Below are 21492 nucleotides of genomic sequence, written 5' to 3'. Positions count from 1 at the left end.
CGCCCTACTATGGGGACCACCTCACACGAGGACAGGAGCTCGCCATGACCCACGCCATCTTCATCCCGCAAAGACCCTTCAGGCAACTGAGCCATCCCCGGGAAGTCATCCGTCAATTCACCCCTAACTGGTTCGCCGCGACCATGGGCACCGGCATTCTTTCGGCGGTGCTGATGCAGCTTCCGCTGGCCATTCCCGGCCTGTACCAACTGGCCGAAGCGTTGTGGATGCTGAACGTCGTCCTGTTCCTGACCTTCAGTGCGCTCTATATCGCCCGCTGGGTGATGTTTTTCGACGAGGCGCGGCGGGTGTTCGGGCATTCCACGGTGTCGATGTTTTTCGGCACGATTCCCATGGGCCTGGCGACACTGATTAACGGACTGCTGACTTTCGGCCTGCCACGTTGGGGCGATGCCGTGCTGCCGTTCGCCGAGCTGTTGTGGTGGCTGGACGTGGCGATGTCCCTGGCCTGCGGCGTGCTCATCCCGTTTTTGATGTTCACTCGCCAGGAACACCGTATCGATCAGATGACCGCCGTCTGGCTTCTGCCCCTTGTGGCCTGTGAAGTGGCGGCGGTCAGCGGCGGGCTGTTGGCGCCTCACCTGTCCGATCCTCACGGCCAGTTCAGCGTGCTCATCACCAGTTACGTGCTGTGGGCGATGTCGGTGCCGGTGGCGTTCAGTATCCTGACCATCCTGTTGCTGCGCATGGCCTTGCACAAACTGCCCCACGAAAGCATGGCTGCGTCGAGCTGGCTGGCCCTGGGGCCGATCAGCACCGGCGCGTTCGGCCTGATTGTGCTGGGCGCCGATTCGCCGCTGATCTTCAACGCCAACGGCTTGCCCGGCGTCGGCGAAATCGCGTCGGGCCTTGGCCTGATCGGCGGCGTGATTTTATGGGGTGTCGGCGTGTGGTGGTGCCTGATGGCGCTGCTGATCACCGCGCGTTATCTGCGCAACGGCATCCCGTTCAACCTGGGCTGGTGGGGCTTTACCTTTCCACTGGGCGTGTTCGCGCTGACTACCCTGAAGCTGGGTGCGGTGCTTCATCTCGGGTTCTTCGCGGCCCTGGGCAGCGTGCTGGTCGCTGCGCTGACAGCGCTGTGGCTCGTGATCATGAAGCGCACCGTGAGCGGGGCCTATAAAGGCGAGCTGTTCGTTTCGCCGTGCATCGCTGGCTTACGCTAGATACCGCTCCCACGCTCTAACGGACTATCCGATCGAGCGCATGCTCGACTTTGCCGCCGGTGTCGTCTTCAATGTGGCCCGGAACCGCCGTTCGGCGTTCCCATAAGAAAGCCGACACCGGCGCCACTCAGGACCAGGGAAGATGAGTCAGTCGCAGTTCAGTTTGTTGGGTAAGCGGCGCTTTCTGCCGTTTTTCGTGACCCAGTCCCTCGGGGCGTTCAACGACAATATCTTCAAGCAGTCGCTGATCCTCGCCATTCTCTACAAGCTGAGCATCGACGGTGACCGGTCCATCTACGTCAACCTCTGCGCCTTGCTGTTCATCCTGCCGTTCTTTCTGTTCTCGGCGCTGGCCGGGCAGTTCGGCGAGAAATACCCCAAGGACAAGCTGATCCGCATGATCAAGGTCCTGGAGATCGTGATCATGGTCGTGGGGGCAACGGGCTTTCTCTTCAATCACCTGTCGCTGATGCTGGCCGCACTGTTCGCGATGGGTACTCACTCGGCGCTGTTCGGGCCGGTGAAGTACTCGATCCTGCCCCAGCACCTGCATGAGAACGAACTGGTGGGCGGCAACGGCCTGGTGGAAATGGGCACGTTTCTGGCGATCCTCGCCGGCACCATCGGCGCGGGCGTGATGATGTCGGCGACCCATTACGCGCCCATCGTGGCGGCAGCGATGGTCTCGGTGGCGTGCCTGGGGTATCTCGCCAGCCGGGGCATTCCGCCGGCAGCGGCCGCTTCGCCGGACATGCGCCTTAACTGGAACATCTTCAGCGAATCCTGGGCCACCCTGAAACTCGGACTGGGCCAGACCAAAGCGGTGTCCCGCTCCATCGTCGGCAACTCATGGTTCTGGTTCGTCGGAGCGATTTATCTGACGCAGATCCCGGCCTACGCCAAGGAGTTTCTGTACGGCGATGAAACCGTCGTCACCCTGATTCTGACCGTATTCTCCATCGGCATTGCCGCCGGCTCCATGCTCTGCGAACGACTGTCCGGGCGCAAAGTGGAGATCGGTCTGGTGCCGTTCGGCTCCATGGGCCTGACCGTGTTCGGTTTGTTGCTCTGGTGGCATTCCGGTGGTTTCCCGCAGAACGTACAGGCCAATAACTGGCTGGCGATTCTGGGTTACGGGCAGGCGTGGTGGGTGTTGCTGGACATCCTCGGCATCGGCGTCTTCGGCGGGTTTTACATCGTGCCGCTGTACGCGCTGATCCAGTCGCGCACGCCGGAGAAAGAGCGCTCGCGGGTCATTGCGTCCAACAACATCCTCAACGCGCTGTTCATGGTGGTCTCGGCGATCGTTTCGATCATCTTGCTGAGCGTGGCGAAACTGTCGATCCCGCAGTTGTTCCTCGTCGTCTCGCTGATGAACATCGCGGTCAATGCCTACATCTTCAAAATCGTGCCCGAGTTCACCATGCGCTTCATGATCTGGCTGCTCAGCCATTCCATGTACCGCGTGGAGCATCGCGACCTCGACCAGATCCCGGATGAGGGCGCGGCATTGCTGGTCTGCAACCATGTGTCGTTCGTCGATGCGCTGTTGATTGCCGGCTCGGTGCGCCGGCCGATCCGCTTCGTCATGTACTACAAGATCTTCAACCTGCCGGTGCTGAATTTCGTGTTCCGCACCGCGGGCGCGATCCCGATTGCCGGGATCAAGGAGGACAAGGCGGTGTTCGACAAAGCGTTCGAACGCATCGCCCATTACCTCAATGAAGGCGAGCTGGTGTGCATCTTCCCGGAGGGCAAGCTGACCACCGACGGCGAGATCGACACCTTTAAAAGCGGCATGACCCGGATCTTGCAGGAAACCGACGTGCCGGTGATTCCGCTGGCGCTGCAGGGGTTGTGGGGCAGTTTCTTCAGCCGCGACCCGAACAAGGGCGTGTTTCGCAGGCTGTGGTCGCGAGTGACCCTTGTGGCCGGTCCGGCGTTGACGGGTGAGGAGTCGCAACCGGCGCTGGTGCGTGAGCGGGTGGCGGAGTTGCGGGGGACGGTGCGTTAGTCAGAGGGGCGGTGTGTTGATCAGGGATCCGATATTTCAGACTGCTGAATAGCCTGCGGGAGACTGCTGGTTGACCTGCGACAGATCACCTGCGAAAGACGGACCTGTGGGAGTGAGCTTGCTCACGAAGAGGTGGGTACATCCGCTAAATTTTCAGCGGCAGGAATACCGTCTTCGCGAGCAAGCTCACTCCTACAGAGAGCAAGCCAGCTTCGCGGCTGATCAACCCACCACTGGCTTCTCTTCCTCCACCACCACATCCGGTGTCATCTTGCGGAAGTACGTCGAAAGCAACGCGCCCGAAATGTTGTGCCAGACGCTGAACAGTGCGCTGGGCACCGCCGCCAGTGGTGAGAAGTGCGCGGCGGCCAGGGCGGCGCCGAGGCCGGAGTTCTGCATGCCGACTTCCAGAGACAGCGATTTGCGCTGGGCCAGCGGCAGCTTGAACAGCTTGCCGGTGAAGTAACCCAGCAGAAAACCGAAGCTGTTGTGCAGGATCACCACCGCCATGATCAGCAGGCCTGATTCGGCAATCTTCGCCTGACTCGCTGCCACCACCGCGCAGACGATCATCACGATACTCACCACCGACACCAGCGGCAGCACGTCGACGGCAAAACTTACCTTGGCGCCCAGCAGGCGTTGAGCGATGACGCCCAGCACGATCGGCAGCATGACCAGTTGCAGGATCGACCAGAACATTTCCATGAAAGACACCGGCAACCACGCCGAGGCCAGCAGCCAGATCAGCGCCGGGGTCAGCAGCGGGGCGAGGAGGGTGGTGACGGCGGCGATGGCCACCGATAGTGCCAGGTCACCCTTCGCCAGCCAGGTCATGACATTGGACGATGTGCCGCTCGGGCAGCAGCCGACCAGAATCACACCGACGGCGATTTCCGGGGGCAGGTGAAACAGCTGGCAAAGCAGCCAGGCCACGCCGGGCATGATCACGAAATGCGCGACCACCCCGAGAGCCACGCGCCAGGGATGACGCACGACTTCAGAAAAATCATCGAGCTTGAGGGTCAGGCCCATGCCGAACATCACCAGCCCCAGCAAAGGCACGATGTACGACTTGAGGCCGATGAACCAGGACGGGAACAGGAACGCCAGCACGGCAAACAGCAGCACCCAGTACGCGAAGGTATTACCGACAAAACGACTCAACGCAGCCAGGGCACGCATGGCCTGCTCCTTTTTATTGGTATGAAGTGGACGTGGAACCTGTAAGCGCCGGCTTGCTGGCGAACGCGGCGTATCAGCAACATTTAAGTGAGCTGACGTGATGCGTTCGCCAGCAAGCCGGCTCCTGCAGAGAGAGGTGAAATCAGATCCCCTGAGGAATCTCTTCGCCGCCCAGCGCTTCCATCAATTGCGGCAGGAACTCGCCGAACGTCAGCATCATCAGGGTGAAGCTGGCGTCCTGCTGGCCCAGCGCATCGTCGCCGCCGTTCTGCTCGGCTTCATCCTGCAGCAGGTCTTCGAACTTCAGGCGTTTGATGCCGAGTTTGTCGTCCAGCACGAACGACAGCTTGTCCTGCCACGCCAGCGACAGTTGAGTGACGACTTTGCCGGTGCTCAGGTGCAGCTGGATTTCGTCGCTGGTCAGGTCTTGACGTTTGCATTTCACAATGCCGCCGTCTTCGTGGGTGTCGCGCAGTTCGCACTCGTCCAGCACGAAGAAGTGCTCGGCGGTCTGGCTGGTCTTGACCCATTCGGTCATGACGGCGGTTGGCGCGGTCTTTACGGTCACGGGACGGACGGGCAGCGAGCCGACCACTTCACGCAGGGTCGACAGCAGGTCTTCGGCGCGCTTCGGGCTGGAAGCGTTGACCAGAATCACGCCTTGCTTGGGAGCGATGGCGGCGAAGGTGGCCGAGCGGCGGATAAAGGCGCGAGGCAAGAACGCCTGGATGATTTCATCCTTGAGCTGATCGCGTTCCTTCTTGTAGACCTTGCGCATCTGCTCGGTCTCGATCTCTTCGACTTTCTCTTTCAATGCATCGTTGACCACGCTGCCGGGCAGGATGCGTTCTTCCTTGCGCGCCGAAATCAGCATGAAGTCACCGCTGACGTGCACCAGTGGCGCGTCTTCGCCCTTGCCGAACGGGGCGATGAAACCGTAAGTGGTCAACTCCTGGCTGGCACAGGCACGTGCAGGCTTGGTCGCCAATGCGGTTTCCAGCGCCTCGGCGTCAAATGGCAGGTCCTGGGTCAGGCGATACACAAGCAGGTTTTTGAACCACATGGGGTACATCTCTCCTTTATACAAAGGGGGGCATTATTCGCTGCTGCGACCCTGCGGCCAACCCTGATGTAAGCCTTTGGAAGGATTATAAAATTTATTTCAAAAAGTGCTTGCCAGCTTTTTGATCGCTCCGTAGAATGCGCGCCACACCGAAGCGAAGGGTGATTAGCTCAGCTGGGAGAGCGTCTGCCTTACAAGCAGAATGTCGGCGGTTCGATCCCGTCATCACCCACCATTCGTTTCAAGTGTTACGCGCAGCGGTAGTTCAGTCGGTTAGAATACCGGCCTGTCACGCCGGGGGTCGCGGGTTCGAGTCCCGTCCGCTGCGCCATATTGAGTTACGAGGCCCTTGAACTCCTCGTAACGACAAAGAGAGCGACCTTAGGGTCGCTTTTTTTGTGCCCGGGATTTGGTGGATGCCTACAGGACGCAGAGCGTCCGGGGCTGCATTACCACGCGGAGCGTGGGAACGATCGAATGTCAGCGCCTGAACTGGCCTCTTCCCGGCTAAAGCCGGTCCCACTAAAGGCATCGCCTGCATCCGGCAGAAGTGGCGGCGCCACCGACTGTGGGACCGGCTTCAGCCGGGAAGCCTTTGATCTGCTTTGATTGTTCCCACGCTCCGCGTGGTAATACCTCCCACGACGCTCCGCGTCCCATCGCCCAGACATGAGTCCGCCTCGCCTGCAGGACGCAGAGCGTCCGGGGCTGCGCTACCACGCGGAGCGTGGGAACGATCGAATGTCAGCGCCTGAACTGGCCTCTTCCCGGCTAAAGCCGGTCCCACTAAAGGCATCGCGTGCATCCGGCAGAAGTGGCGGCGCCACCGACTGTGGGACCGGCTTCAGCCGGGAAGCCTTTGATCTGCTTAAAAGCGCTTTTGATCTTCCTACACAAAAATGCTCAAACACCGTCAATCGCGACTTGGGTGCAGGCTGAACGCAGGTTTCGCGCAGTGGGCCGAGCGGCATGGATGCCGCGAGAGCGCCGTTGCGGACATGGATGTCCGTTCGGCGCGGGCCCACGGAGCGAGACCGGAGTGAGGGTACTCCGACGAAGGAGGAGCCCAACCAGGAGCACAAGCCCTTGGTTACTTGGGGCTTTATCAAGTAACTCGCCGAAGGCGAAACCCGAGGCCGTTAGGCCGACGCTCTTGATTCTGAACGCCTGAACGCCTAAACGCCTGAACGCCTGAACGCCTTACCCCACATCAACCTCCACAACATCCCCCACCAGCCGAACCGGCCAAGTCCGCAGCCGCAGCGCCGCATCCTCCAGACACGTGCCATCCTCCAGCCGGTAATGCTGCTTATACAAAGGCGAAGCGATCACAAGGTCGCCGCCCAAACTGCCAACCAACCCCCGACCAATCACATTCACCCCCGTGACCGGATCGCGATTGTCCACCGCGAACAACTGCGGCGCGCCACCAATGGACGCCACATAAAACAGCGCCACCTGCGCATTGCCCACCAGCGCCACCACGCCGGAATTAAGGACCAGATCCTCACGGGCACAGACCGCGCGCCACACCTGAGTCTTCGGCATCTCCATCACTGCCGCATTCGCCTGGCTCATCGTGCAACCTCCACAGCGGCAATCAGATTCAACTCTTCCGCGCGAGCCGGACGACGCTGGCTGCGCTCCTTGACGAAATGAATGTCAGGGTCAGCGCCCTTGTCGTTGACGAACGTGCGGAAGCGCTTGAGTTTCTCCGGGCTCTTCAGCGCGTTTGCCCACTCGCATTCATAACGGTCTACCACCAACTGCATCTGCGCCTCCAGTTCAGCGGCCAGCCCCAGGCTGTCATCGATCACCACGGCCTTCAGAAAATCCAGCCCGCCTTCAAGGGACTCGCGCCAGACCGACGTCCGCTGCAACTTGTCAGCGGTGCGGATGTAAAACATCAGCACGCGGTCGATATAGCGAATCAGCGTCTCGTCGTCCAGATCGGTGGCGAACAGCTCGGCGTGGCGCGGGCGCATGCCGCCGTTGCCGCATACGTAGAGATTCCAGCCGTTCTCCGTGGCGATCACGCCGATGTCCTTGCTCTGGGCTTCAGCGCATTCACGGGTGCAACCGGACACCGCGAACTTCAGCTTGTGCGGCGAGCGCAGGCCTTTGTAGCGATCCTCGATGTTCAGCGCCATTTGCACGCTGTCCTGAACGCCGTAACGGCACCAGGTGCTGCCGACGCAGGACTTCACCGTTCGCGTCGATTTACCGTAGGCATGACCGGTCTCGAAGCCGGCGGCAATCAGCTCGGCCCAGATGTCCGGTAGCTCGTGCAACTGCGCGCCAAACAGGTCGATGCGCTGGCCGCCGGTGATCTTGGTGTACAGGTCGTATTTCTTTGCGACCGCGCCGATGGCGATCAAACCGTCCGCAGTGATTTCCCCCGCAGGAATGCGCGGTACAACGGAATACGTGCCGTTCTTCTGCATGTTCGCCATGAACGTGTCGTTGGTGTCCTGCAGTGGCACCAGCGAGGGGTCCATGATCGGCCGGTTCCAGCACGAGGCGAGGATCGAGCCAACGGTAGGCTTGCAGATGTCGCAACCCAGATGGCCTTTGCCGTGGCGGGCCAGCATCTCGTCGAAGCTTTCAATGTTCTCCACGCGGGCGAAGGCGTACAGCTCTTGACGCGTGAAGGGGAAGTGCTCGCACAGGCTCTTATCGACGGCAACCCCACGGGCGATCAGCTCGTGCTCGAACACGCTCTTCAGCAGCGCCGCGCAACCGCCACAACCGGTGGCGGCCTTGGTACAGGCCTTGAGCCCGGCCAGGTCCGTGCAACCGCCGTCGATGGCCGAGCAGATCGAGGCCTTGCTGACGTTGTGGCACGAGCAAATGGTTGCCGTGGCGGGCAGGGCATCGGCGCCAAGGGTTGGCGCGCCGTCGCTGTGGGGCAGGATCAGGCTTGATGGATCGGCGGGCAGCTTGATGCCGTTCTGCACGTATTGCAGCAAAGTGTCGTAATAGCTGTTATCGCCCACCAGCACGGCGCCGAGTACCTTTTTACCGTCGGCGGACACCACCAATCGGCGATAGCTGCCACTGGCCTCATCGATGAATCGGTAGCTGCGCGAACCTGTCAGCGCGCCATGGGCATCACCGATGGAGCCGACGTCGACGCCGAGCAGTTTCAGTTTGGTCGACATATCCGCGCCGAAGAACGGCTCGGCGGCCAGGTCGCACAACTGCGCGGCGACATTGCGCGCCATTTGATAACCCGGCGCGACGAGGCCGAAGACGCTACCGTTCCAGGCGGCGCACTCACCGATGGCGAAGATGTCGGCGTCGCTGGTGCGGCAATGTTCGTCGATGGCGATGCCGCCGCGCGGACCCAACGCCAGTTCGCACTGGCGGGCGAGGGCGTCCTGGGGGCGGATGCCGGCGGAGAAAACGATCAGGTCAGTTTCGAGGAACTCATCGCCGGCGAAATTCATCCGGTAGCGGTATTCCTCCCCCGCGCTGATGGATTGCGTCGCGCGAGACAGATGCACGCCAACGCCCAGCGCTTCGATGCGCGCCTTCAGGGCAGCGCCGCCGTGGTCATCCAGCTGCACTGGCATCAGGCGCGGCGCGAATTCCACCACGTGGGCTTCCAGGCCCAGGGACTTCAGCGCGTTGGCCGCTTCCAGCCCCAACAGCCCGCCGCCGACCACCACGCCGCGTTTCGCCTGGCTGGCGGCGGCGCGGATGGTGTCGAGGTCGTCCAAGGTACGGTAGACCAGTCGCGAATGGCCTTCAGCGCCTTCGATGGGCGGCACGAAAGGGTACGAACCGGTCGCCAGCACCAGCTTGTCGTAACCAAAGCTGCCCTTGGCGGTGATCACTTCGCGCCGCGCCCGGTCGATTTCCAGCACCGGCACGCCCAGGTGCAGCGCGAGACCGGTCTGCTCATATAAAGAAGCAGCGCTCATCGCCAGTGACTCGGCGTCGCGGCCGCCAAAGTATTCGGACAGGTGCACGCGGTCGTAGGCGCGTTGGCCTTCCTCGCCGAACACATGAATGCGATAGCGCTCAAGGGCGCCGGCGGCGATCAACTGTTCGACACAGTGGTGACCCACCATGCCGTTGCCGATGACGATCAGGGTTTGGACGTCGTTGAGTGGGGCGACTGTGGTGGTCATATCGAGTCCCGGCCAAGGCCAATCAGGTTTTTCAAAAGCAAAAAAAAGGCGCCCGGAACCTCTCGGTTCCAGGCGCCTTTGCCTGTTCTTTTAGGGGTTGCCGCGCGACCACAGTGTCGACGCCAACCTGGTGAGCCCGATGCCGCGAACGGCTGGCGGTCCGCGTTGACCGGCCAGGGCTGCCAACCGCGTGTTCAGGCTGGACTTGATCAGGGACCTAGCAATGGCTGTGCCAGCCGGGTATGGGTGAGTAACTCACGCCCGCGTACGGCGCGTTCTGCTCTTGATTCTGCCCGCCCTTTGGGCAGAAGCGGGATTTGGGTCAGCCTGAGCCGGCACACAAACAGTGCGATTTCGCGCGGACCGCCCCATCGTGAAGCTCAAACATTCCCCGCGCCGAAGCCGTTTGGCGAGCAGCGGTGGCGCACTCGGGATCGCTGCCGTCGGCAATGCGGCCTGCCAGGGCCAATCGGCAGCTGAGCGAGTTTCTATAGGCGCGGTATTGCCCCGCGCTGGCCTGCCATTTGCAAGATCGTCCCCACAGGCAATCAACGCCGATTGCCATATTCACGACAAAGGCGCCGTGTGCTCTCCGTTTTTCAACGGATGAGAACAGGGCGTCTTTTTTTGCTTTCAGGAAACGGAATATGGCGAGCAACAGCGTAAAAAGCGTGTGTCCTTATTGTGGCGTCGGTTGCGGCATCGTCCTGCAGGTCGAGGACAACCGGGTCATCAAGGTCGTCGGCGACAAGACGCACCCGAGCAATTTCGGCCGACTGTGCACCAAAGGCACCACCTGCGGCCAGGCGATTGCCGGGTCGGGACGGATGGAGTCCGCGTACATCCGCCATCAGCGCAGCCACGAGCCGGTACGCGCTGACATGGACGCAGCGATCAGCGAAACCGCCCGGCGCCTGCGTGGGATTCTGGATCGCGACGGCCCCGGCGCGCTGGCGTTCTATGTCTCGGGGCAGATGTCCCTGGAGGCGCAATACCTCGCCAACAAGCTCGCCAAAGGTTTTGTGCGCACGGCCAATATCGAGTCCAACTCGCGGCTGTGCATGGCCAGCGCGGGCAGCGGCTACAAGCTCTCGCTAGGCGCCGACGGCCCGCCCGGGTCCTATGATGATTTCGACAAGGCCGATCTGTTTTTCGTGATTGGCGCCAACATGGCCGACTGTCACCCGATCCTTTTCCTGCGCATGATGGACCGGGTCAAGGCCGGGGCGAAGCTGATCGTCGTCGATCCCCGGCGTAGTGCCACCGCCGACAAGGCCGGCCTGTTTCTGCAGATCAAACCGGGCACCGACCTCGCGCTGCTCAATGGCCTGCTGCATCTGCTGGTGGAGAACGGCGACACCGACGCCGAATTCATCGCCTCTTTTACCCAGGGCTGGGAGGCCATGCCCGACTTCCTCGCCGAGTACACGTCCGCTCATGTTGCGCAGATTACCGGCCTGGCCGAAGCCGACATCCGTCAGGCTGCGCGGATGATCGGCGCGGCGCAGGAGTGGATGAGCTGCTGGACCATGGGCCTGAACCAGAGCACCCACGGCACCTGGAACACTAATGCGTTATGCAATCTGCACCTGGCGACCGGGGCGATTTGCCGGCCCGGCAGCGGTCCGTTTTCCCTGACCGGCCAACCGAATGCCATGGGCGGAAGGGAAATGGGCTACATGGGCCCAGGACTTCCCGGACAGCGCTCGGTGTTGGTGGACGCCGATCGCCGCTTCATCGAAGACCTCTGGCACATCCCCCTGGGCTGCATCCCGCACCAGCCCGGTGGCGGCACCATCGACCTGTTTGAGCAGATGCGTGACGGCGTGATCAAGGCCTGCTGGATCATCTGCACCAACCCGGTGGCCAGCGTCGCCAACCGCACCACGGTGATCGACGCCCTGAAGACCGCCGAGCTGGTCATTACCCAAGACGCCTTCCTCGACACCGAAACCAACCGCTACGCCGACATCTTGTTGCCGGGCGCGCTCTGGGCCGAAGCGGAAGGGGTGATGATCAACTCCGAACGCAATCTGAATCTGACACAGAAAGCCGTCGATGCGCCGGGCCAGGCGTTGCCGGACTGGCAAATCATCGCCAGGGTCGCCTGTGAAATGGGCTTCGCCGAGGCTTTCACTTACGCCTCGGCGGAGGAAGTATTCGAAGAAATCAAACAGGCCTGGAACCCCGCCACGGGCTACGACATTCGCGGCGCCAGCTATGGGCGGCTGCGGGGTCAGTCTTTGCAGTGGCCGTGCGAGCCAAGTGACGAGACCGTGCGCAGTCCGATTCGCTACCTCAGCGAGAGCGGTGCGAGCCCAGTCAAGGAAGGCGTAACGCCACGGCGGCCGATTGTCTTTCCCACCGCAAACGGCAAGGCGGTATTTTTCCCACGTCCGCACATGCCGCCGGCTGAACAGCCCAACGATGCATTTCCCATGGTGCTCAACACCGGCCGCCTGCAACACCAGTGGCACACGCTGACCAAGACCGGGAAAGTGCCAACACTGAACGCGCTTAATGCTCGGCCGTTCGTCGAGCTGCACCCCGAGGATGCCCTTGCGCTGGGCATCCGCGAAGGCGATGGCGTGGAAATCCGTTCTGCGCGGGGGCTGGCGGTGTTGCCTGCGGTGATCAGCAACCGCGTGCTGCCAGGCAACTGCTTCGCGCCTTTTCACTGGAACGACGTGTATGGCGAAAAGCTGGCGATCAACGCGGTGACCAACGACGCCGTCGACCCGATCTCCCGGCAACCCGAATTCAAGTGCTGTGCGGTCGCCCTGCGCAAGGTCGAGCTGATCGGTCATCGGTTTCTCGACTTGCCCCAAGCCGAGACCGAGGCGCGGGCAGCACCCGAAAAGGCGCCGCTGTTGACGCTGCTGTGGGCATCACAAACCGGCAATGCCGAGGCATTGGCCCGGCAGTTCGGTGACCAGTTGAAGATTGCCGGTGTGCCGGTTCAGGTGGCGGCGATGGACAGTTTTCCCTCGGAGCGTCTGGACCAACTGCAGAACGTGGCACTGATCAGCAGTACCTTCGGCGACGGCGAGTCCCCCGATAACGGGCAACGGTTCTGGCAGTCACTGGCTGCCCGGCAAGAACGTCTGGAATCTTTGCGCTACGCCGTTCTGGCGCTGGGTGATTCGAGTTATGACAGCTTCTGTCAGCACGGCAAAAACCTCGACCAGCGCCTGCAGCACCTAGGCGCCTCGTCATTGCTCCCCAGAATCGATTGCGACGGCGAATACCAACTCCACGCACACAACTGGTTCACAGGGTTGCAGCAGGCGCTGTCGCTGAATCTTCCTACTCCTTCAATCATCGACAACGGCCCGGTTTTTGGGAAACAGCCTTCACGAGCAGAGCCCTATTACGCGCGCTTGTCGATTAATCGGCGACTGAATGCGGACGGTGCCGCGAAAGACACCCGGCAACTGGCGCTGACCCTTGAAGGTTCAGGGATGACCTATGAAGCCGGCGATGCCTTGGGGGTCTGGCCGCGCAATTGCCCCGAGCTGGTCGATGAGTTGCTCAAGCTCACGGGCCTGAATGCCGAGCAACCGGTGCGCGGCGTAAAGGCTGGCGACGTGCCGCTGGGTCAGGCGCTGGCCGAGCAGTTCGAAATCGCGCGACCTGGCGCAGACACCTTGGCGTTCATCGCCGAGCGTAACGGCAGCAACGATCTGAAAAACCTGCTGACCGAACCCTACAAAAGCGAGCTGAAGGACTGGCTGTGGGGCCGGCAGTTGGCCGATGTGTTGCGCGAGTTCCCCATTACCTGTTCTGCGGAGGAATGGCTAGATCATCTCAAACCGCTGCAACCGCGGCTTTATTCCATCGCGTCGAGCGCCAAGGCGCATCCCGATGAAGTCCATCTGACGGTTTCCGCCGTGCGCTACGGCCCGCGCAAAGGCGTGTCGTCGACCTTCCTGGCGGATCGTGCGGGCGAGTGCGAGGTGCCGATTTTCCTGCAGCCCACGCGGCATTTTCGCCCACCGCTCGATGGCAACGTGCCGATGATCATGATCGGCCCGGGCACCGGCGTGGCGCCGTTTCGGGCGTTTTTACAGGAGCGCCGCGCTCGGGGCGATCGGGGCCGTAACTGGCTGTTCTTCGGCGAGCAGCATCAGGCGACCGACTTTTACTACCGTGACGAGCTTCAAGGCATGCAGCAGGACGGCCTGCTGACCCGGCTGAGTCTGGCCTTTTCCCGGGATCAGGCGGACAAGATCTACGTTCAACAGCGCATACAGGAACAGGCCGCTGAGCTCTGGCGCTGGCTGGAGGAGGGCGCGCACCTTTACATTTGCGGCGATGCCTCGCGGATGGCGCGGGATGTCGATCAGGCATTGCGTCGTGTGATCAGTGAACAGGGCGGGGTCAGCCTGGAAAAGGCGGCCGAGCAGTTACGCTGTCTGAGCGAGCAGAAGCGTTATGTGCGTGACGTGTATTAGCGTCGTTCGCTCATCCCGTGGCAGGCCGCTGAACCCCAACTGAACGAATTTCTCGATCAAACAAGAAAACCTTTGGATACCTGAACTTATCTGCCTTTTCTCCCTCTCATGCCGGTAGCCATTGATCGCGGCAGCCTGATAAGCTCGCGGCTTTACTCGTTTGCCCTATTGGCGCATGAACAAGGAAACAGAATGAAACAGCATCGGTTGGCAGCGGCGATTGCCCTGGTCGGTCTGGTACTCGCGGGCTGTGACAAGCAAGCCAGCACCGTTGAGCTGAAAACCCCGGCCCAGAAAGCCTCTTACGGCATCGGCCTGAACATGGGCAAAAGCCTGGCTCAGGAAGGCATGGACGATCTGGATTCCAAAGCGGTAGCGCTGGGTATCGAAGACGCCGTTGGCAAGAAAGAGCAGAAGCTCAAAGACGAAGAGCTGGTTGCAGCATTCGGCGACCTGCAAAAGCGCGCTGAAGAGCGCATGGCCAAGATGAGCGAAGAGTCGGCAGCCGCTGGCAAGAAATTCCTCGAAGAAAACGGCAAGCGTAAGGAAGTCACCACCACTGCTTCCGGTCTGCAGTACGAAATCATCAAGAAAGCCGACGGTCCGGTACCGAAGCCGACTGATGTCGTGACTGTTCACTACGAAGGCAAGCTGACTGACGGCAAAGTGTTCGACAGCTCCGTTGAACGCGGCAGCCCGATTGATCTGCCGGTCAGCGGTGTGATTCCGGGTTGGGTTGAAGGCCTGCAGCTGATGCACGTCGGCGAGAAGGTCAAACTCTACATCCCTAGCGAATTGGCCTACGGCGCACAGAGCCCTAGCCCAATGATCCCGGCGAACTCGGTTCTGGTCTTTGACCTGGAACTGCTGGGCATCAAGGACCCTGCTGCTGCAGGCGCCAATGATGCTGCCGCCGGCGCTGATGAAGAAGAGGCTGCTCCGGCCGCCGAACCGGCCAAGCCGGCCGCCAAGAAGTAATCGTTCCTGCGTTCGGTTATCGCTTGAAAGAAATGCCCCGTCTCGACGGGGCATTTTCATTTGCGCCTCTTTTTGATCGAACCGGTCTGGACGGGCAGAGTCCCATGTCGGTCAGTCAACGTGCTTTAAGCCGGGATTTGTCGGAGGTTGCGGGGCGTCCATCAGGGTGTTCATTGGGTTGTGGCTAGCGTCACATGCCCGGTGAGTCAACGGTTTTCGCGGGTTTTTATGTGTGTAAAAAACGCGCGATCTAAGTCCGGACCCGGTAGAACGGGCGTTCCGGCCGCGAAAAGCGGGTCTGTTCACAAGGTTATCCACAATTTGTGTGGATAACCTTCGGGTGCGCATTCGGCGTACGGGTCAGTGGGCAATTGCGGCATACGCATCAAGCCAGTACGTCGATTTTTATCGGTAATCGTGGAGTGGATATGAAGGCACCCTGGAATCTCATTCGTTATCTGCCCATGGCCAAGCGCCTGATGGCGGCAGGTCGCCTGCCCGCATTGCTGTTTGCCGTCGCAGGTAAAACGGCCAGCGAGGGCGGTCGGTTGGGCAAGATCAAGGACGATTTGAAACTGCTTCAGTCCCTGTGCCTGGCCTACTGGCGCGGGGAATATCGCGCCATCAGCGGTAAGGCTATTCTGTCGATCGTGGCGGGCCTGATGTATTTCCTTAGCCCTCTGGATGCGATTCCTGACTGGATTCCGGGTCTGGGGATGCTGGACGACATCGCGGTCCTGGCGTGGGTGATGAAACACCTTGAGGCCGAGCTCAGCGCTTTCCGTGCCTGGCGCGAATTGCAGAACCCGGAAAAGCTCGCGGTGGTTGAGCGTTTGCCGGCGACGCCTGTTTTGCTGGAGCACGAGAAGAAGATTTGAAGGCGGATTTGTGCAGCTCATTAACGATGCTGCCAGCGCTCCGCTGATTCCCCATACGCAAGTGTTAGCCAACGGCTGTTAAGATGCCGCCCATACTTAGAAAAAGACTGCTTAACAGCGTGTTTTAGTCCTACAGGGGGGTGATATGGATCTTCAGGTTATTTCGCGCGATGGAGAGCCGGAATATGCCGTGCTCCCATGGGCGCAGTACCAAGCGCTGTTGCGCGCGGCGGGTATTTCGCGTGGTCCGGAGTCCGGGGCGGCGATCCATTCCGAGGCCGAGCATGAACCGTCGTCGCCTGCTGCAGATTTTCCTTCTTTATCTCAGCTCGGTGCATTGCGCGAGGCCAAGGGCCTTGAAGTGGCGCAACTGGCCCGCGCGGTTGGCATCAGCCCCTCTTATCTGGACCTGATAGAAAGCGGCGACCGTGAGCCGGACGCGGCCATTCGCCGGAGTCTGGCGTGGGAACTGGGTGTTGCGGGCTGGCGGGGTGAGGCATGAGCGTGCGCATCAGTCGCCAGCACTGGGACGGGTTGCTCGCCGAACTGGACCTGGCCCGTCGCCAACGTCATCTGGTCACCTATCGCGCATTGCTTGAGCGGTTGCAGTTACCCACTCCCGCCATGCAAACCCTGACCGCCGCCCTTGAACACCTCGCCGCCCTCGACGCCCGGGCCGAGCAGCCATTGCGCAGTTCGTTGGTGATCAGCCAGGGCGCCAGCCGCCTGCCACGCACCGGATTCTTTGAATGCGTCGAACGCCTCGGCCGTTTCTCCGGCCCCTCGGACGGCATTGCTGCCGCCTCCTGGCACGCCTCGGAAGTGGCCCGGGTGTTTGAGTTCGAGTATGCGCAGCCGGTGAAGCCGGAGTAAGTTGCAGATCGGGTGGCTTACAGGCCAGATCCGAATTCGGGCGCACACCCAAACCTTACCTACGCTCATGCGGACCGTGTTAAACGATGCCGCCAATTCCTCGCCCACCGCGGATCAGACTGTAGGAGCGCGCTTGCCCGCGATCTGGCGCGAAGCGGCAGCAGACCCGTGCACGCGGTGTGTCAGGGGTAACCGGGGCGTCAGGTTTCACGACTGCTGCGCAGCCGATCGCGGGCAAACGCGCTCCTACACCGGTCGGGGTATGACGCCAAATCCGTGCACGTCTTTGCGTGATATGTGATCTGCCGCCCATTCCTCGCCGGCCGGGGATCAAACTGTAGGAGTGAGCTTGCTCGCGATCTGGCGCGAAGCGGCAGCAGACCCGTGCACGCGATGTGTCAGCGGTAACCGGGGCGTCAGGTTTCACGACTGCTGCGCAGCCGATCGCGAGCAAGCTCACTCCTACACCGGATCTTCCCTGGCCGGGATTTCAGCGTCAGACGCAAAACCAAGGAGCCGGCTTGCTGGCGAAGGCGGTGGGTCAGTCGAAATGGATGGCACAGGCAGACCGCATTCGCGGGCAAGCGCGCTCCTACACTGGATTTCCGTGGACCGGGATTTCCGCGTCAGGCACAAAACCTGTGGAGTCGGCTTGCTGGCGAACCCAGTCGGTCACCCTAAAACCGCCTGATTCAACGTCGCCATGACCTCCGCTTCCAGCGTATTGATCACATGCAAACTCGCACCCATCACCTCTTTGGCATGGTGCTTGGCCTGGGAAGCGAGTTCGGCGAGCTGGCTGGCGTCGAGGGTCGTGCAGACTTCCGGATGCAGGTGCACAACGCCGATGGACAGCGACAGCAACGGAAATTCCTGGCGCTGGCCCTGGCGGTTGAGGGCGACGAAGCAGCCGGCCTCCAGATGCTCGGCGCGGTAGAAGCGTCGGCACTGGTTCTGAAAATCCTCGAGCAGCATGTTCAAGCGTTTGCGCCAGTCTTCCGAGCCCAGCACCATCAGGAAATCGTCGCCGCCGATATGGCCGACAAAGTCACGACTCGGGTCGATGCGGTCGTTCAGGCACTGCGCCAGACACAGCAGCACCTCGTCGCCGCGCCCATAGCCGTAGATGTCGTTGAAGGGTTTGAAGCTGTCGATGTCCACATAGCAGATCATCGATTCACGTCCCTGCTGCAACAACCGGGTCAGGCATTGCTGGATCGGTACGTTACCCGGCAGCAGGGTCAGCGGATTGGCGTATCGCGCCTGCTGGATCTTGACCTCGGTGATCAGCTTAAGCACATCAATTACCCGGCCCAGCCCGAGGTAGGCGCCGTTCTGCATGATGATGAAATCTTCTTCGATGCGTTGTCGCGCGCGACTGGTGATCAGCCTGCTGACCTGCTGAAGCGACTGGCTCAGCTCGACGGCTAGAAAGTCGTCGCTCATCAGACGACTAATGGGCTTGCGCGCATACAGTTCGGTGGCGAAGGGCTGCAGCAACACGTCCGACAGCGAGTGGCGGTGGACGATGCCGATTGGCTGACGCTGCTCATCCAGCACCGCCAGGGAGTTGAGATTGGCCTGTTTGCGAAACGACTCCAGCACGGCGGCGGTGGGCGTGGTCTGCACCACCGCCGGCAGCTCGTTGAGCAGGGCGCTGAGGTCGCTGGTTTCTTCGGTCAAGGTCGCGGCGGCCGGGTCGACTTTTGGCAGCAGCGCGCGGGCCTCCCGGGGTGGAAACTCCTGCGGACGGCAGAGCAAATAGCCCTGAACCAACTCGACGCCCATGTCGATCAACACGGCCAGCTCTTCCTGCAACTCAATGCCTTCAGCGATGACCAGTGCCCGCGACGCCTTGGCCATTTGCAGCATCGAGCCGACGAACTCGCGCTTGACCGCGTCCTGATGAATGCCGTCGATGAAATGCCGGTCGATCTTCACGTAATCCGGGCGCAACTCGGACCATAGCCGCAGGCTCGAATACCCTGCGCCCAAGTCATCGAGGGCGATGGAAAAGCCCATGTCCCGGTAGTGATACAGCGCGTTGTAGAGCAGGCCGAAGTCATCGGTGGGCGTTTGCTCGGTCAGCTCGATGACCACGCGGCTGGGCGGGATACCGTAGCGCTGCAACAGCTGCAAGGTGCGCCCCGGCGGGTGCGAGGCTTCCAGCAGGGACTCGGGCGAGATGTTGAGGAACAGCTTGCCCTCCAGCTTCTGCTGGCTGAAGCGACGGCAGGCCGACTCGCGGCAGGCGAGTTCCAGTTCGCTGAGGCGCCCGGCCTGGCGGGCCACGGCGAATAGACTGAGGGGGGAGTGCAGCGCGCTGTTGGAAGGGCCTCGCGTCAAGGCTTCGTAGCCGAGAATGCGCCGATCCGATAGCGACACAATCGGTTGGAACAGGCTGTGCAAGTCGCCGTGAGTCAGGATCGAACTCAGAGCGCCCAGCTGTTCAGTCACGGTCATGGCAATCTCGGGGCAAGAAAAAGGGGCTGGACGCCTGTGGCGTCGAGCCCCGCTATTTCACGACAGCTTCATGACTGTTTGATGACGTATTGCCATCATTTTGTCACGTTTCATGGTGTTTTATTTTTTCGCTACCGAACCGCTCAAGCCCAGATAATCGAGCAAGATGCGCCCGGTTTCAGCCAGGTAGGCGTCATCCTCGGGTTTGGTCTTGTCGTCTTCCGCAGGCAGCGCGTCTTCGTCTTCTTTCTTCAGCTCCTTGAGAGGCTCTTCGCCTTTGGCCTTGCGACGCACGTTCTCCAGCGCCAGTTGCTTGGCCTCGATGTCGGCGTGTTGCTTGCGGCGTTCTGCTTCGTTGAGGCTGACGGTCTTCTCGCTCATCAGCTTCTTCGCCAGCGCGAGTTTTTCTTCGATGAAGACAAACTCGGCGTCCTTGGCCGAACGCACGTCATGGCGCGATTGCAGCTGGGCGAGGAACGGTTTGAACGGATCTACCGCAGGCTTGATCGCCGGCTTGATGGTGTCGTAAGTCATGGCCTCAGGCAGTGCGCTTTCACCAATTTCCTTGGTGTCGATGATCGACGGGTAGGCGATGTCCGGCAGTACGCCCTGGTGCTGTGTGCTCTGCCCGGAAACCCGGTAGAACTTCGCCAGCGTCAGTTTCAGCTCGCCATGGTTCAGCGGCTGAATCGTCTGCACGGTGCCTTTACCGAAGGTCTGGCCGCCGATGATCAGCGCACGGTGATAATCCTGCATGGCACCGGCGAAAATCTCCGAAGCCGAGGCCGAGAGACGGTTGACCAGCAGCGCCATCGGGCCTTTGTAGAACGCACCGCTGTTTTCGTCTTCCAGCACATCAACTTTGCCGTCGGCGTTACGGACCAGAACGGTCGGGCCTTTGTCGATGAACAGACTGGTCAGCTCGGTGGCTTCCTGCAGCGAACCACCGCCGTTGTTACGCAGGTCGATCACAACGCCGTCAACTTTCTCCGACTGCAATTCGGTCAGCAGCTTCTTGACGTCGCGGGTCGTGCTCTTGTACTCGGGATCGCCGGCGCGGTAGGCCTTGAAGTCCAGGTAGAAGGCAGGGATCTCGATGACGCCCAGTTTGTAATCCTTGCCGTCCTGATTCAGGTGCAGGATCGACTTCTTCGCTGCTTGCTCTTCGAGCTTCACGGCTTCGCGAGTGATCGACACGATCTTGGTGGTCTGGTCGCTTGGCGCATTGCTGGCCGGGACGATTTCCAGACGCACGACCGAGCCCTTCGGACCGCGAATCAGTTTGACCACTTCGTCCAGACGCCAGCCGATCACGTCGACCATCTCTTTGTCGCCCTGGGCGACGCCGATGATCTTGTCGGCGGTCGCCACTTGCTTGGTCTTGGCGGCGGGGCCGGCCGGCACCAGGCGGACGATCTTGACGTTGTCGTTGTCGCTCTGCAGGACAGCGCCGATCCCTTCAAGGGAAAGGCTCATGTTGATGTCGAAGTTTTCCGCGCTGTCAGGTGACAGGTAGTTGGTGTGCGGATCGTAGGACATCGCGAAGGTGTTCAGGTACGCCTGGAACACGTCCTCGCTGCGGGTCTGGCCCAGACGCGCGAGTTGGTTTTTATAGCGCTTGGTCAGGGTTTCCTGAATCTTCGCCGGGTCTTTGCCGGCGATCTTCAAGCGTAGAACCTCGTCCTTGACGCGCTTGCGCCATAGGTCGTCGAGTTCGGCTTCGTTCTTGGCCCAAGGGGCGTCCTTGCGATCAACCAGCAAGGTTTCCTGGGTGTTCAGGTCGATCTTGTCGACGCCCTTGCTCAGCTGCGCCAAGGCGAAATCCAGACGCGACTTGATGCGGTCCAGATAACGCTTATAGATAGTAAAGCCTGGGGCCAGGTCGCCGCTCTTGAGGAAGTCGTCGAACTGGAAACGCCACTTGTCGAACTCGGCGATGTCGCTGGCGAGGAAGTAGCTGCGCGCAGGATCGAGGAGTTTGAGGTAGCTCTGATAGATGATTTCCGAACGCTTGTCGTCCAGCGGCGGCTTGCTGTAATGGTGGCGCTTGAGCAGCTCCACGACATTCAGACTGGCGATGACTTCATCGCGATCAGGTTGAAGATTATCCCAGCTGTTGGCGGCGAACGAACTGGCCGACATTGGCAGGACAGTCAGGCCAATGAGTAATGCAAGGGTGGTGCTGGGTAAAAAATGCTTCATGCTGATTCGACGCGGGGACAATTGATAACGCATATTAGGCCGTCTTTGGAGGTCGCCGG

At 61.0% G+C, this 21492-nt stretch carries 13 protein-coding genes and 2 tRNA genes; 9 read left to right on the top strand and 6 right to left on the bottom strand.

All coding sequences use genetic code 11. The annotated features are described in order from the left end of the window. Positions 1 to 44: 44 nt before the first annotated feature. Both ACYAR8_RS09265 and ACYAR8_RS09260 read left to right on the top strand, forming a co-directional pair. Positions 45 to 1187, top strand: coding sequence for a TDT family transporter (locus ACYAR8_RS09265; RefSeq protein WP_463579707.1), 1143 nt, complete (start codon positions 45 to 47; stop codon positions 1185 to 1187). 142 nt (positions 1188 to 1329) lie between these two features. Further along, the gene (locus tag ACYAR8_RS09260; protein ID WP_463579706.1) at positions 1330 to 3201 is read left to right on the top strand and encodes an MFS transporter; all 1872 of its coding nucleotides are present in this window, start codon (positions 1330 to 1332) and stop codon (positions 3199 to 3201) included. Between the two features lie 222 nt (positions 3202 to 3423). Here ACYAR8_RS09260 and ACYAR8_RS09255 read toward each other — a convergent pair whose 3' ends face one another. Together ACYAR8_RS09255 and rdgC are read right to left on the bottom strand one after the other, a co-directional pair. Further along, positions 3424 to 4386, bottom strand: a complete 963-nt coding sequence (locus tag ACYAR8_RS09255) for a bile acid:sodium symporter family protein (RefSeq protein ID WP_074890614.1) — start codon at positions 4384 to 4386, stop codon at positions 3424 to 3426. 142 nt (positions 4387 to 4528) lie between these two features. Then, entirely contained in the window at positions 4529 to 5449 is a 921-nt protein-coding gene (gene rdgC / locus ACYAR8_RS09250) for a recombination-associated protein RdgC (protein WP_108122056.1), read from the bottom strand. Between the two features lie 159 nt (positions 5450 to 5608). Here rdgC and ACYAR8_RS09245 point away from each other — a divergent pair. Together ACYAR8_RS09245 and ACYAR8_RS09240 are read left to right on the top strand one after the other, a co-directional pair. Beyond that, a tRNA-Val gene (locus tag ACYAR8_RS09245) sits at positions 5609 to 5684 on the top strand. Between the two features lie 19 nt (positions 5685 to 5703). Then, positions 5704 to 5780 (top strand) — tRNA-Asp (locus tag ACYAR8_RS09240). An 869-nt stretch (positions 5781 to 6649) separates the two neighbouring features. Here ACYAR8_RS09240 and nirD read toward each other — a convergent pair. Both nirD and nirB read right to left on the bottom strand, forming a co-directional pair. Further along, positions 6650 to 7027: a nitrite reductase small subunit NirD gene (gene nirD, locus ACYAR8_RS09235; protein WP_108122052.1), complete on the bottom strand. Its 378-nt coding sequence runs from the start codon at positions 7025 to 7027 to the stop codon at positions 6650 to 6652. Beyond that, on the bottom strand, positions 7024 to 9585 hold the full coding sequence (nirB, locus tag ACYAR8_RS09230; RefSeq protein WP_463579705.1) for a nitrite reductase large subunit NirB: 2562 nt from the start codon (positions 9583 to 9585) through the stop codon (positions 7024 to 7026). The genes nirD and nirB overlap by 4 nt, the downstream gene beginning before the upstream one ends. Before the next feature lie 647 nt (positions 9586 to 10232). On the opposite strand from nirB, the gene ACYAR8_RS09225 reads away from it, so the two are divergent. The 5 genes from ACYAR8_RS09225 (at position 10233) to ACYAR8_RS09205 (ending at position 16768) form a co-directional block, all read left to right on the top strand. After that, positions 10233 to 14039: a molybdopterin-dependent oxidoreductase gene (locus tag ACYAR8_RS09225; protein ID WP_463579704.1), complete on the top strand. Its 3807-nt coding sequence runs from the start codon at positions 10233 to 10235 to the stop codon at positions 14037 to 14039. Positions 14040 to 14231: 192 nt separating this feature from the next. Next, entirely contained in the window at positions 14232 to 15017 is a 786-nt protein-coding gene (locus tag ACYAR8_RS09220) for an FKBP-type peptidyl-prolyl cis-trans isomerase (protein ID WP_074890603.1), read from the top strand. A gap of 428 nt (positions 15018 to 15445) precedes the next feature. Further along, positions 15446 to 15895, top strand: a complete 450-nt coding sequence (locus tag ACYAR8_RS09215; protein ID WP_074890601.1) for a YkvA family protein — start codon at positions 15446 to 15448, stop codon at positions 15893 to 15895. 145 nt (positions 15896 to 16040) lie between these two features. Continuing rightward, positions 16041 to 16397 (top strand): helix-turn-helix domain-containing protein, encoded by a 357-nt coding sequence (locus ACYAR8_RS09210; protein WP_463579703.1) that lies wholly within the window; start codon positions 16041 to 16043, stop codon positions 16395 to 16397. Beyond that, positions 16394 to 16768, top strand: coding sequence for a hypothetical protein (locus ACYAR8_RS09205; RefSeq protein ID WP_065986840.1), 375 nt, complete (start codon positions 16394 to 16396; stop codon positions 16766 to 16768). The genes ACYAR8_RS09210 and ACYAR8_RS09205 overlap by 4 nt, the downstream gene beginning before the upstream one ends. A 672-nt stretch (positions 16769 to 17440) precedes the next feature. Here the strand turns inward: ACYAR8_RS09205 and ACYAR8_RS09200 are convergent. Together ACYAR8_RS09200 and ACYAR8_RS09195 are read right to left on the bottom strand one after the other, a co-directional pair. Further along, complete coding sequence (locus ACYAR8_RS09200) at positions 17441 to 19231, bottom strand: bifunctional diguanylate cyclase/phosphodiesterase (RefSeq protein ID WP_463579702.1); 1791 nt, start codon at positions 19229 to 19231, stop codon at positions 17441 to 17443. Between the two features lie 120 nt (positions 19232 to 19351). Further along, positions 19352 to 21433 carry a carboxy terminal-processing peptidase gene (locus ACYAR8_RS09195; RefSeq protein WP_463579701.1) on the bottom strand — a complete coding sequence of 694 codons (2082 nt, stop codon included), beginning with the start codon at positions 21431 to 21433 and terminating at the stop codon, positions 19352 to 19354. Between the last annotated feature and the right edge of the window lie 59 nt (positions 21434 to 21492).

It is taken from the genome of Pseudomonas sp. HP_01, from assembly GCF_055284355.1.
The sequence above is the reverse complement of the archived record's forward strand: the minus strand, read 5'-3'. Positions and strand labels throughout refer to the sequence as shown.

Coding starts and splice junctions, on each gene's coding strand:
- ACYAR8_RS09265 (WP_463579707.1), top strand. CDS start 45: ATGACCCACGCCATCTTCATCCCGCAAAGACCCTTCAGGCAACTGAGC.
- ACYAR8_RS09260 (WP_463579706.1), top strand. CDS start 1,330: ATGAGTCAGTCGCAGTTCAGTTTGTTGGGTAAGCGGCGCTTTCTGCCG.
- ACYAR8_RS09255 (WP_074890614.1), bottom strand. CDS start 4,386: ATGCGTGCCCTGGCTGCGTTGAGTCGTTTTGTCGGTAATACCTTCGCG.
- rdgC (WP_108122056.1), bottom strand. CDS start 5,449: ATGTGGTTCAAAAACCTGCTTGTGTATCGCCTGACCCAGGACCTGCCA.
- nirD (WP_108122052.1), bottom strand. CDS start 7,027: ATGAGCCAGGCGAATGCGGCAGTGATGGAGATGCCGAAGACTCAGGTG.
- nirB (WP_463579705.1), bottom strand. CDS start 9,585: ATGACCACCACAGTCGCCCCACTCAACGACGTCCAAACCCTGATCGTC.
- ACYAR8_RS09225 (WP_463579704.1), top strand. CDS start 10,233: ATGGCGAGCAACAGCGTAAAAAGCGTGTGTCCTTATTGTGGCGTCGGT.
- ACYAR8_RS09220 (WP_074890603.1), top strand. CDS start 14,232: ATGAAACAGCATCGGTTGGCAGCGGCGATTGCCCTGGTCGGTCTGGTA.
- ACYAR8_RS09215 (WP_074890601.1), top strand. CDS start 15,446: ATGAAGGCACCCTGGAATCTCATTCGTTATCTGCCCATGGCCAAGCGC.
- ACYAR8_RS09210 (WP_463579703.1), top strand. CDS start 16,041: ATGGATCTTCAGGTTATTTCGCGCGATGGAGAGCCGGAATATGCCGTG.
- ACYAR8_RS09205 (WP_065986840.1), top strand. CDS start 16,394: ATGAGCGTGCGCATCAGTCGCCAGCACTGGGACGGGTTGCTCGCCGAA.
- ACYAR8_RS09200 (WP_463579702.1), bottom strand. CDS start 19,231: ATGACCGTGACTGAACAGCTGGGCGCTCTGAGTTCGATCCTGACTCAC.
- ACYAR8_RS09195 (WP_463579701.1), bottom strand. CDS start 21,433: ATGAAGCATTTTTTACCCAGCACCACCCTTGCATTACTCATTGGCCTG.